At 69.0% G+C, this 12,955-nt stretch carries 4 protein-coding genes and 1 tRNA gene; 1 reads left to right on the forward strand and 4 read right to left on the reverse strand.

What is annotated here, in order from left to right; translation table 11 throughout:
- Positions 1 to 152: 152 nt before the first annotated feature.
- From ACIQM0_RS29380 to ACIQM0_RS29390, 3 genes are all read right to left on the reverse strand, one after another.
- Positions 153 to 2,930, reverse strand: coding sequence for a DNA translocase FtsK (locus ACIQM0_RS29380; RefSeq protein ID WP_401292275.1), 2,778 nt, complete (start codon positions 2,928 to 2,930; stop codon positions 153 to 155).
- Positions 2,931 to 3,142: 212 nt separating this feature from the next.
- A complete protein-coding gene (locus ACIQM0_RS29385) occupies positions 3,143 to 3,820 on the reverse strand; it encodes a two-component system response regulator (protein ID WP_401292277.1) in 678 nt (225 codons plus the stop codon).
- Positions 3,821 to 4,065: 245 nt separating this feature from the next.
- Complete coding sequence (locus ACIQM0_RS29390; protein ID WP_401292280.1) at positions 4,066 to 9,537, reverse strand: HAMP domain-containing protein; 5,472 nt, start codon at positions 9,535 to 9,537, stop codon at positions 4,066 to 4,068.
- Positions 9,538 to 9,937: 400 nt separating this feature from the next.
- Here ACIQM0_RS29390 and ACIQM0_RS29395 point away from each other — a divergent pair, with 400 nt between their 5' ends.
- Complete coding sequence (locus ACIQM0_RS29395) at positions 9,938 to 12,562, forward strand: SpoIIE family protein phosphatase (RefSeq protein ID WP_401292282.1); 2,625 nt, start codon at positions 9,938 to 9,940, stop codon at positions 12,560 to 12,562.
- A 76-nt stretch (positions 12,563 to 12,638) separates the two neighbouring features.
- Here the strand turns inward: ACIQM0_RS29395 and ACIQM0_RS29400 are convergent.
- A tRNA-Thr gene (locus ACIQM0_RS29400) sits at positions 12,639 to 12,711 on the reverse strand.
- Between the last annotated feature and the right edge of the window lie 244 nt (positions 12,712 to 12,955).

The raw sequence follows: 12,955 nt of genomic DNA on the forward strand, positions 1-12,955 counted from the left end.
GTAAGAAAGGGTGGGGCAACCGGGAGGGAGGACTTTGTACGCCATCAGATTCGAACAGAGCCGTATTCGCCGGACCGCCCCGCGGAAGGACATCCTGCTGTCCTCCCCTCAACTTGACGTACGGCCCCACGAAACGGTTGCCCGCAAAACCCTCACGAACCGGTTTCCCCCCGAATCAGCGCCAACACCCCGTCGAGCTCGTCCGGCTTCACCATGACGTCGCGCGCCTTGGATCCCTCGCTGGGTCCGACGATGTTCCGGGACTCCATGAGGTCCATCAGCCGGCCGGCCTTGGCGAAGCCCACCCGCAGCTTGCGCTGGAGCATCGAGGTGGATCCGAACTGGGTGGAGACGACCAGCTCGGCGGCCTGGCAGAGCAGGTCGAGGTCGTCGCCGATGTCCTCGTCGATCTCCTTCTTCTGCTTCGTGCCGACCACCACGTCCTCGCGGAACACCGGTGCCATCTGGTCCTTGCAGTGCTGGACCACGGCGGCGACCTCGGCCTCGGTGACGAAGGCGCCCTGCATACGAGTCGGCTTGTTCGCCCCCATCGGCAGGAACAGCCCGTCACCCTTTCCGATGAGCTTCTCGGCTCCGGGCTGGTCGAGGATGACCCGGCTGTCGGCGAGCGACGAGGTCGCGAAGGCGAGCCGGGAGGGCACGTTCGCCTTGATCAGACCGGTGACGACGTCCACCGAGGGGCGCTGGGTGGCGAGGACCAGATGGATACCGGCGGCGCGGGCCAACTGGGTGATGCGGACGATCGAGTCCTCGACATCGCGCGGAGCGACCATCATCAGGTCGGCCAGCTCGTCGACGATCACCAGCAGATACGGATACGGCGACAGCTCCCGTTCGCTGCCCTCCGGAGTCTTGAGCTTCCCGGTGCGCACGGCGTGGTTGAAGTCGTCGATGTGCCGGTACCCGAACGCGGCGAGGTCGTCGTAGCGCAGGTCCATCTCGCGCACGACCCACTGGAGTGCCTCGGCGGCCTTCTTGGGGTTGGTGATGATCGGCGTGATCAGGTGCGGAATGCCCTCGTACGCGGTCAGCTCGACGCGCTTGGGGTCGACCAGCACCATCCGGACGTCCTCCGGAGTCGCCCTTATCATCACCGAGGTGATCAGGCAGTTGATGCAGGAGGACTTCCCGGAACCGGTCGCACCGGCCACCAGGACGTGCGGCATCTTCGCGAGGTTGGCCATCTCGTAGCCGCCCTCGACGTTCTTGCCGAGTGCGACCAGCATGGGGTGATCGTCCTCGGCCGCGTCCGCCAGCCGCAGGACGTCCCCGAGGTTGACCATCTCGCGGTCGGAGTTGGGGATCTCGATGCCGACCGCCGACTTCCCCGGGATCGGCGAGATGATCCGGACGTCGGGGCTCGCGACGGCGTACGCGATGTTCTTGGCGAGCGCTGTGATCCGCTCGACCTTCACGGCCGGGCCGAGCTCCACCTCGTACCGCGTCACCGTGGGTCCGCGGGTGAAGCCGGTGACGGCCGCGTCGACCTTGAACTCGGTGAAGACGGTGGTCAGTGACGCGACGATCGCGTCGTTGGCGGCGCTGCGGGTCTTGCCGGGGCCGCCGCGCTCCAGCAGATCGAGCGAGGGCAGCGCGTACGTGATGTCGCCGGACAACTGGAGCTGCTCCGCGCGGGACGGCAGCGGCTGCGACTGCGACCGGTCGGGGGCGGGCTTGGTCAGGTCGGGTACGCCGCCGGAGGGCGAGGATGCCCTCTCCCCCGGCCTCCGGGCGGGCTCCGCCTCCCTGGCACCCGGCACCGGGGTGCCCGTGCGCTCGCGGTCCGGGGAGACGCCCTGGGTGAGGTCGGCGACGACGGGCGAGGGCGGCATGCCGTTGAGCACCGCGCCGTCGAGCGCCGCGGCGGCGGCCGCCGCGACGTCCACCGCGTCCATGGTGCGGTTCATCGCGGGCTGCACGGAGGGCCTGCGCGGCCTGCCGCGGCGCTTGGCCAGGGCGTCGGCCTCGACCTGGTCGGTGTCGTAGACCTCGGACGCCTCGGAGCGGCGCACCGAGGAGCGCCGGGAGCGGGCGGGCAGGGCCTCGCGCCACTGCTCGTCGTACCGCTCGTCGTCGCTCTCGTCCTCCACGTCGGGGTCGTACACCGGGTCGAGGATCCCCAGCCTGGAACCGAGCAGCCGCAGCCGCTGCGGAATGGCGTTCACCGGGGTCGCCGTGACGACCAGCAGCCCGAAGACGGTGAGCAGTAGGAGCAGCGGGACGGCCAGCACCTCGCCCATGGTGAAGATCAGCGGTTTGGAGGCGGCCCAGCCGATGAGCCCGCCCGCGTCCTGCATGGCCTCGGTGCCGTCCTCGCGCCCCGGCGATCCGCAGGCGATGTGGACCTGGCCGAGCACCCCGATGACCAGGGCGGACAGTCCGATGACGATCCGGCCGTTGGCCTCGGGCTTCTCGGGATAGAGGATCAGCCGCACGGCGATGGCGCCCAGCAGTATCGGCACGAGCAGGTCGAGCCGGCCGAAGGCGCCGGTGACGAGCATCTCCACGAGATCGCCGACGGGACCGCGCAGATTCGACCAGGTGCCCGCGGCGACGATCAGGGCGAGACCGAGCAGCAGCAGCGCGACACCGTCCTTGCGGTGTGCGGGGTCCAGGCCCTTGGCGCCCCGCCCTATGCCGCGGAACATCGCGCCGATGGCGTGGGCCGCACCGAGCCAGACCGCGCGCACCAGGCGGTACAGACCGCCGGTGGGAGAGGGCGCCGGTTTCGGCGCGGCCGCCTTCTTGGCCACCGCCTTCTTGGCGGGAGCCTTCTTCGCGGGCGCGCTCCTCTTCGCAGCGGCCTTCTTGGCGGGCGCGGCTTTCTTCGCCGGACCCGGGCCACCGCCGACGCGCTTCGCGGTGCCCGCCGTGCCCTGGGAACCCTTGCCGGACGTACGTGAGGCCATGGGGCCGAGGTTACCGGTGTCCGCGGCAGTGAACACGTGCGCGGGCCCGTTCACCCGACCGTGTCGCCCCGCGGCGGCCGCAAACTGACGCGCTCTCACCCGCCCCGCACCGCGGCCCGGCCACCGACCGACGGGATCCGCCGGGCAGTTGCCGCCGTCCAGGCACGAAGGCACCTGACGGGAAAGGGCGGTACGGGCGGGCGCCGGACCCGTTACGAGGGAAGGGGCGCCGGTCCGCCGTTGGCGCCGGGCTCCAGGGCGTCCAGCGCGCGGCGCAGTCCGGTCAGCTTCCGTTCGAGATGGGCGGCGGTGGCCACGGCCCCGGCGTCCGCCGACTCGTCGTCGAGCTGCTTGGACAGCGCCTCGGCCTGCTCCTCGACGGCGGCGAGCCGCGCGGAGAGTTCGGCCAGCAGACCGGCGGGCTCCCTCTCGTGGTTCGCGCCGACGTGCGCGCCGCCTTCGAGCTGGAGCCGCAGCAGCGACGCCTGCTCCCGGAGCTGGCAGTTCTTCATGTAGAGCTCGACGAAGACCGAGACCTTCGCCCGCAGCACCCACGGGTCGAACGGCTTCGAGATGTAGTCCACCGCGCCTGCCGCATAACCCCGGAAGGTGTGATGCGGACCGTGATTGATCGCGGTGAGGAAGATGATCGGGATGTCCCGGGTCCGCTCCCGCCGCTTGATGTGCGCGGCGGTTTCGAAACCGTCCATGCCCGGCATCTGCACATCCAGCAGAATGACCGCAAAGTCGTCCGTGAGCAGCGCTTTGAGCGCTTCCTCCCCTGACGATGCCCGCACCAGTGTCTGATCGAGCGCAGAGAGGATGGCCTCCAGCGCCAGCAGATTCTCCGGCCGGTCATCGACCAGGAGGATCTTGGCCTTCGGCACCATGGCCCGTCCTCCTCGCCCCGGAATTGCACCGGGCGCCGCCCCAGGGGACGACTCCCTTACGCCGTCCGTCCTTGTGCCGGTCATGGTAGCCGCACCCCGCCCGTCACCACACCCTGTCACTGCGATGTCACTGTGCACATACCAGAAACGCGGCGGAAGACCAAAAGGTTCCCCGGAGACGGCGCTCCCACACCACTTCGGACACACTCGATCAACAAATCATCATTGATTCGCTCAATCGGCGATCACTCTCCGCGCATCCATCCCTCCATAACGGAAAGAAGATGATCAGGGTCGACCGGCTTGGTGACGTAGTCGGATGCTCCGGACTCGATCGCCTTCTCCCGGTCGCCCTTCATCGCCTTGGCCGTCAGCGCGACGATCGGCAGCCCGGCGAACTGCGGCATCCTACGGATCGCCGAGGTCGTCGCATAGCCGTCCATCTCCGGCATCATGATGTCCATCAGTACGACCGTCACATCGTCGTGCTGCTCCAGGACTTCGATCCCCTCGCGCCCGTTCTCCGCGTACAGGACCGCCAGCCCGTGCTGCTCCAGCACGCTGGTGAGCGCGAAGACGTTACGGATGTCGTCGTCGACGATCAGCACCTTCTCGCCGCTGAACCGGAACGTCCTGCGGACCTCGGGCTCATCCTGGACAGCGGGCGTCCACGGCTCCTGCGGGGCGCTCTGGGACGCAGAGGACGCCGAGGGGGCCGGCAGCGCGGGCTGCTGTCCCGCGCCGCCCAGCGCCTTGCGACGGCGCCTGAACAGCCCTGCCGTGCCGCCCTGATCGTCTGCGCTCCCCTGCCGGCCCATTCCGCGGCCGAAGTCCGGGAAGTGCTCTCCGAGCCCCTGCCCGGCCTCGGGCAGCCGGCCGCTCTCGACCCCGGCGCCGTGCACCTCGATGGGCCCGGGGCCGATCTGCGGGTAGCCCTGCGGCGGGAGTTCGCTCGGGTGCAGCGGCAGGTACAGCGTGAACGTCGAGCCCCGGCCGGGCTCGCTCGCCGCATGGATCTCGCCGCCCAGCAGCCGGGCGATCTCCCGGCTGATGGACAGGCCCAGGCCCGTACCGCCGTACTTGCGGCTGGTCGTGCCGTCCGCCTGCTTGAACGCCTCGAAGATCACCAGCATCTTGCTGGACGCGATCCCGATACCGGTGTCGGTCACCGAGAACGCGATCAGATCGGCGTCGGCGTCACGGAGCGAACCCGCCTCCAGCAACTGCTCGCGGATGGCGTTCGGCACCTCAGCCCCCGCATGGCGGATCACCAGCTCGACAGCGCCGCTGTCGGTGAACTTCACCGCGTTGGAGAGCAGGTTGCGCAGCACCTGGAGCAGCCGCTGTTCGTCGGTGTGCAGCGTGGCCGGCAGTTCCGGCGAGACCCGTACGGAGAAGTCCAGTCCCTTTTCCGCGGTGAGCGGCCGGAAGGTCGCCTCTACGTAGTCGACCAGCTGAACGAGTGCGATCCGGGTCGGGCTGACATCCATCTTGCCCGCCTCGACCTTCGACAGATCGAGGATGTCGTTGATCAGCTGCAGCAGATCGGACCCCGCGCCGTGGATCGTCTCGGCGAATTCCACCTGCTTGGGTGACAGATTGCCCTCGGCGTTGTCCGCGAGCAATTTGGCCAGAATGAGCAGCGAGTTGAGTGGCGTGCGCAGCTCGTGCGACATGTTGGCCAGGAACTCCGACTTGTAGCGCATCGAGACAGCGAGCTGTTCGGCGCGCTCCTCCAGGACCTGCCGGGCCTCTTCGATCTCGGTGTTCTTGACCTCGATGTCGCGGTTCTGCTGGGCCAGCAGCTCGGCCTTCTCCTCCAGTTCCGCGTTGGACGCCTGAAGGGCTTTCTGCCGGTTCTCCAACTCCTGTGACCGGTCGCGCAATTGCTCGGTCAGCTCCTGCGACTGCTCCAGCAGTTTCTCGGTCGTCGTGTTGACGCTGATGGTGTTGACGCTCGTGGCGATCATCTCGGCGAGCTGGTTGAGGAAGTCCCGCTGGATATGGGTGAACGGCTGGAACGAGGCCAGTTCGATCACCCCGAGGACCTTCCCCTCGAAGAGCACCGGCAGCACGATCACATGCGCGGGCGGCGCCTCACCGAGGCCGGAGGAGATCTTCAGATAGCCGGGCGGCACGTTGTCCACCTGGATCGTCCGCTTCTCCTCCGCGGCCGTGCCGATGAGCGTCTCACCGGGCCGGAAGGACGTCGGCATGGAGCCGGCGGAGTAGCCGTAGCTGCCCCTCATCCGGAGCACGTACGCGCCCTCCCGGTCGCCTTCCGCGCCCAGTGCGTCGGTCTCGCCGGTCGCCATGGCCAGGAAGAACGCGCCGTGCTGCGCGGAGACGACCGGGGTCAGCTCGCTCATGATCAGCGAGGCGACGTCGTCGAGATCGCGCCGCCCCTGCATCAGACCGGAGATCCGGGCGAGGTTGCCCTTGAGCCAGTCCTGTTCCTTGTTGGTGGCCGTGGTGTCGCGCAGGTTGGCGATCATCGTGTTGATGTTGTCCTGCAGCGCCTGGATCTCGCCGGCCGCGTCCACGTCGATCTTCAGATTGAGATCGCCGCGGGTCACCGCGGTGGCGACGGCCGCGATGGCACGCACCTGGCGGGTGAGGTTTCCGGCCATCTCGTTCACGGACTCGGTGAGGTCGCGCCAGGTGCCGTCGACGTCCCGCACCCGTGCCTGGCCGCCCAACTGCCCCTCGGTACCCACCTCGCGGGCCACCCGGGTCACCTGCTCCGCGAACGAGGACAGCTGATCGACCATCGTGTTGATGGTGTTCTTCAGCTCCTGGATCTCACCGCGGGCGTCGATGTCGATCTTCTTGGTCAGATCGCCCTTCGCGATCGCCGTCGTGACGGTGGCGATCTGGCGGACCTGTCCGGTCAGGTTGGACGCCATCGAGTTCACGGACTCGGTGAGGTCCTTCCAGGTACCGGCGACGCCGGGGACCCGTGCCTGGCCGCCCAGCTCGCCCTCCGTACCCACCTCGCGGGCGACGCGGGTCACCTCGTCGGCGAACGAGGACAGGGTCGTCACCATCGTGTTGACGGTGTCGGCGAGCTCGGCGACCTCGCCGCGTGCCTCGACGGTGACCTTCTTCGTCAGATCGCCGTTGGCAACCGCGGACGAGACCCGGGAGATGTTCCGCACCTGACTGGTCAGGTTGTTGGCCATCAGGTTGACGTTCTCGCTGAGGTCCTTCCAGATGCCCGTGGCACCGCGCACCCGCGCCTGGCCGCCGAGGATGCCCTCGGTACCCACCTCGCGCGCGACCCGCGTCACCTCGTCACCGAAGTTCATCAGCTGGTCGACCATGGTGTTGACGGTCGTCACCAGTTCGAGGATCTCGCCCTTGGCGTCGACGGTGATCTTCTTGGAGAGATCGCCCTTGGCGACCGCGGTGGTGACCTCGGCGATGTTGCGGACCTGAAGGGTCAGGTTGTTCGCCATGCCGTTGACGGACTGCGTGAGATCCTTCCACGTACCGGACACGCCCTGCACCTCGGCCTGACCGCCGAGGATGCCCTCCGTACCCACCTCGCGGGCGACCCTGGTCACCTGCTCCGCGAAGTTCGAGAGCTGGTCGACCATCGTGTTGAGGGTGTTCTTCAGCTCCAGGATCTCACCGCGCGCGTCCACGTCGATCTTCTGCGACAGGTCACCGCGCGCCACCGCCGTGGCGACCTGCGCGATGTTACGGACCTGAGCGGTGAGGTTCCCCGCCATGCCGTTCACCGAATCGGTCAGATCGCGCCACACACCGGCCACGCCGGGCACCTGGGCCTGGCCGCCGAGCCGCCCGTCCGTGCCCACCTCGCGGGCCACCCGGGTCACCTGCTCGGCGAAGGCGGAGAGCTGGTCGACCATCGTGTTGATGGTGTTCTTCAGCTCCAGGATCTCGCCCCGCGCGTCCACGTCGATCTTCTGCGACAGGTCGCCGCGGGCCACCGCCGTGGTCACCTGGGCGATCTGGCGCACCTGGGAGGTCAGGTTCCCCGCCATGAAGTTGACGGAGTCGGTGAGCTCCTTCCACGTACCGGAGACGCCGTCGACCCGTGCCTGACCGCCGAGGCGGCCCTCCGTGCCCACGTCGCGTGCCATCCGCGTCACCTGGTCGGCGAAGGAAGACAGCTGGGCCACCATCGTGTTGACGGTGTTCTTCAGCTCAAGCATCTCGCCCGCGACATCGACGGTGACCTTCTGCGACAGGTCACCGTTGGCGACCGCGGTGGTCACCTGCGCGATGTCCCGGACCTGACCCGTCAGGTTCCGGAACGCCGTGTTCACGGAGTCCGTGAGGTCCTTCCAGGTACCGGCCGCGCCGGGCACCTCGGCCTGGCCGCCGAGCCGGCCCTCGACGCCGACCTCCCGGGCCACCCGGGTCACTTCCGAACCGAAGGACTGCAGCTGGTCGACCATCGTGTTGACGGTGTTCTTCAGCTCAAGCATCTCGCCGGCCACGTCGACCGTGACCTTCTGCGTCATGTCACCGCTGGCCACCGCCGTCGTCACCTGCGCGATGTCCCGCACCTGGGTCGTCAGGTTGCGGAAGACGGTGTTCACCGAGTCGGTGAGGTCCTTCCACGTCCCCGCGGCACCCGGCACCTGTGCCTGGCCGCCGAGCACGCCCCCGCCGCCGACCTCACTCGCCACCCGCGTGACCTCGTCGGCGAAGGTGCGCAGCGTCTCGGTCATCTGGTTGATCGTCTCGGCGAGCTGGGCGACCTCGCCGCGCGCGCTCACCCGGACCTTCTGCGACAGGTCACCGTTGGCGACCGCCGTCGTCACCTCCGCGATGCCGCGCACCTGGGAGGTGAGGTTCCCGGCCATGGTGTTGACGGAGTCGGTGAGGTCCTTCCACACCCCGGCCACACCCGGCACCGTCGCCTGCCCGCCGAGCTCGCCCTCGGTGCCCACCTCGCGGGCGACCCGGGTCACCTCGGAGGAGAACGACGACAGCTGGTCGACCATCGTGTTGACGGTGTTCTTGAGCTGAAGCATCTCGCCGGCCACATGGACGGTGACCTTCCGGGACAGGTCGCCCTTGGCGACCGCCGTCGTCACCAGGGCGATGTCACGCACCTGCGCCGTCAGCCGGTACGCCATGGTGTTCACGGAGTCCGTGAGGTCCTTCCAGGACCCGGACATGCCGCGCACCTGGGCCTGCCCGCCCAGCTTGCCCTCGGTCCCCACCTCGACCGCGACCCGCGTCACCTGCTCGGTGAACGCCGACAGCTGGTCGACGAGGTTGTTGACCGTACGGGCGACCTTCAGGAACTCGCCGCGCAGCGGCCGTACCGTCTCGTCGGTGGTGTGCGACCGGAGCTCCATCCGCTGTTCCAGATCGCCGTCGGCCACCGCCGACAGCACCCGTCCTACCTCGGAGACCGGTCGTGCGAGATCGTCGACCAGCTCGTTGGAGGCGTCGATGGCGGCGGCCCAGGACCCTTCGCAGGCGCCCGTCTCCAGCCGTTCGGTGAGCTTGCCCTCCCGTCCGACCACACGCCGCACCCGGGCGAGCTCACCCGTGAGATGGACATTGCGATCGGCGACTTCATTGAAGACGGCTGCGATCTCCGTCATCACGCCGTCGCCGGAGACGGTCAGGCGCCTGCGGAAATTCCCGTCACGCATGGCCACCAGCCCGGCCAGCAGCCTGTTGAGCGCTGCCGCGTCGACTTCGATGGTTCCATTGCGCTGCTTCTTCACGGACTGTCCGCCTTTAGTGCGCGTGCCTGTTCCCCGCGCCGCCACGCCAGACTCCACCGTGTCCCTCCCGCAGGGTTGACCGAATCGCTCGGGTCTTCTCTGGGAGCTTGCCCAGCTCCTCAATGGCTCACCGCCACAGCCCACCGTTGACGGGTGACTATGCGGACGTCAAATCGTTGAAACCTACCAGGCCGGAACCGGTCGAGGCGGAACGTCCAATGGTTGTCCCGTATCGCTCTGTTGGGAAGCCCACACTTGTCCGGTCACAGGCCCGTATCCGTTCGTCCTTGCCCGAAGTCTGCCCTCGTGTATCCGGTGCACGGACAGAGCGTCTAGCCTGGCAAGCGAATCGAAGCGGCTAGAAACGGGCACAGGACTCGGGGAAGCGACGAGACACCATATGGGGAGTGCTGTGATCACGGCGCGCGCGGCTGCCACCTTCGACCCGGTCGGACGCTCTGTCGCGACCGCCCGCGCTTTTGTCCGCGACACCCTCCAGGGGTGGGGATACACCGACGTCGTCGACGATGCCGTCGTCCTCACCAGCGAGCTCGTCACCAACGCGGTGGTCCACGCCGGCACCGCCGCGGACGTGCTGTGCCTTCGTACGGAGGACGGCGTCCGGGTCGAGATCTCCGACCACTATCCGGAACGGGAGATCCCGCTCCAGTCCACCGGCCCCGACTTCGGCAGCCCGGACCGGGAGGGCGGCCGCGGCCTCCTGTTGTGCGCCGCGCTCGCCTCCCGCTGGGGCGTCGAGTACTCCCCCGCGCACAAACACGTCTGGTTCCAGCTCGATCTTCCCGACCGCCCGGTGGGTATCCGTTCCGCGGGCCCGCTGCTCCCCGTCGACCTGCTCCCGGTCACCGACGAACGGGTCAGGGTCGCCGTCGTCCAGATCGACAGCCTCGGCGCCATCGCGGCGTGGAACGACGACGCCGCGTACCTGTTCGGTTACACGGCGGACCAGGTCGCCGGCAAGCAGCTCACCGACCTCACCGCCTGGCCGCAGACTCCCGGCACCAACACCGGTATCGCCGACGCGCTCCGCCTCTCCCGCTGGGAAGGCAGCTACGGCATCCGGGGCGCCGACGGCCGCACCATCCAGGTCTACGGCTCCCACCTGCGCGTACGGGACACCCAGGGGGAACCCTCGACGGTCTGTCTGCTGGTCCGCGAGTACGAGCGGGCGGTGCTCCAGTCGCCGGTGCGCACCCCGGTCTCCGACGCGAACACCGAGCGCAAGACGGACCCCTTCGAGGTCTTCATCGGCTCCCCCGCCCCCGACGACCTCGACGGTCTGCTCCAGCGCACCGTCGAGCGGGCACGCGACATGCTCGACGCCGACGCGGCGTTCCTGCTGCTGGCGACGGACGACGAGACCGAGCTGGAGGTACGGGCCACGACCGGCCTGCCCTCCGCGCGCCAGCGCTTCGCCCGCGTCCCCGTGGAGGCCGGCACCGGGCGGTACGGCTCGGCGCGCATGCCCGCGGTCCACGAGGACCTCGACGCCGTCCCGGGCGCCGTGCCGCTGCTGGGCAACACCGGTATGCGTTCGGTGGTCACCGTCCCGCTGAAGGTCGAGGGCCGCCTCACGGGCTCCCTGGGCGTCGCGGCGGAGGCCGCCGGCCGGTACTCGAACGAGGAGGCCCTGCGTCTCCAGTTCGCGGCGGACCGCATCGCCCTGGCCGTCGAGTCCGCCCGCCTGGGCGAACTGGAACGGCTGCGCCGCGGCTCCCTCTCCTTCCTCGTCGAAGCGTCGGACCTCCTCGCGGGCACCCTCGACCGGGACCAGACCCTGGCCCTGATGGCTCAGATGACGGTGCCCACGCTGGCCACCTGGTGCGCCGTCTACACGATCGCCGACCAGTCCTCCGACCCGTACCTCTCGTACGTGCTGCACGAGGACGAGGAGCTCATCGACGGCCTCAAGGCCCTTCTCTCCAAGATCTCCCCGCCGGACCCGGTGCCGGCCCCCGGCGCCCGTGTCTGGGCCGCTCCGTCCGAGGCCGCCCACCAGGCCGCCCTGCGCACGTCGATGCGGAGCATCGGCCTCGGCGACGCGGGGAGCCTGGGCGCGGGTATCCGTTCGACCCTCGCCACGGCGGCGGCCGTGGGCGGGGAGACGGTGGTCCTTCCGCTCGTCGCCCGCAACCGTGTCATCGGCATGCTCACGCTCGGCAAACCGTCCGACGACCATTTCCGCCAGGAGATCCTGGAACTGGCCGAGGACCTCTCCCGCCGGGCCGCCCTCGCTCTCGACAACGCCCGCCTCTACTCGGAGCGCATGGCGATCAGCCAGTCCCTGCAGCGCAGCCTGCTGCCGCCGGGGCTGCCGGACGTACCCAATGTCGAGATCGAGGTCATCTACCGGGCAGCCGGTGAGGGCAACGAGGTGGGCGGCGACTTCTACGACGTCTTCCCGATCCGGGACGGTGCCTACGGTTTCGCCATCGGCGACGTCTGCGGCACGGGCCCGGAGGCCGCGGCCGTGACGGGCCTGGCCCGCCACGCACTGCGCCTGCTCGCCCGCGAGGGCTTCGGGGGCCCCGCCGTCCTGGAGCGCCTGAACGCCGCCATCCTCGACGAGGGCGCCCGCAGCCGCTTCCTGACTCTGCTGTACGGGGAGCTGTGGCCCCAGGAGGACGGCAGTGCGCTGCTGAAGGTGGTCTGTGCGGGCCACCCGCTGCCGCTGCGCCTGCGCCAGGACGGATCGGTGGAGGCCGCGGCGGAACCGCAGCCGTTGCTGGGTGTCATCGAGGATCTGGAGCTGTACGAGCAGACGGTGACCCTCGACCCGGGCGATGTCCTGCTGTGCGTGACGGACGGTGTCACCGAGCGCCGTGAGGGCGCCCGCATGCTCGGCGACGACGGTCTGGCGGACGTACTCGCCACGTGTACGGGCCTTACGGCGGGCGCGGTGGCATCACGCATCCTGCGGGCCGTCGAGCGGTTCGCCGCGGAGCCGGCCTCGGACGACATGGCCATCCTCGCGATGCGCGTCCCAGAGCCGCCGGCCGCTTAGATCCTCCGGTTGGACCGGATAGATCCGGATACGCGAAAGGCCCCCGCCGAGTGGCGGGGGCCTTTTCGTGTGTCCGAGCCCCAATGCGGAATCGAACCGCAGACCTTCTCCTTACCATGGAGACGCTCTACCGACTGAGCTATTGGGGCCTTGCTGCCCTGCGGCAACGAGCTAAAGCATACCCTGATCCAGAGGGTCCGCAAAACCACCTGTCGCATCGTCACCAACCCACGTCCCAGGGGTGTTCCGCCCGTGCGGGGCCGGCCCACCAGCCCCCCGTGGCGGCCGGGCCGACGAGCTGGTCGGGAACGCAGAAAAGCCCCGTGCCACAAGGGCACGGGGCTTAACTATAAAAGGAGTTCGGCGGCGTCCTACTCTCCCACAGGGTCCCCC

This window comes from Streptomyces sp. NPDC091387 (assembly GCF_044756945.1).
In the GTDB taxonomy this organism is placed as follows: Bacteria; Actinomycetota; Actinomycetes; order Streptomycetales; family Streptomycetaceae; genus Streptomyces.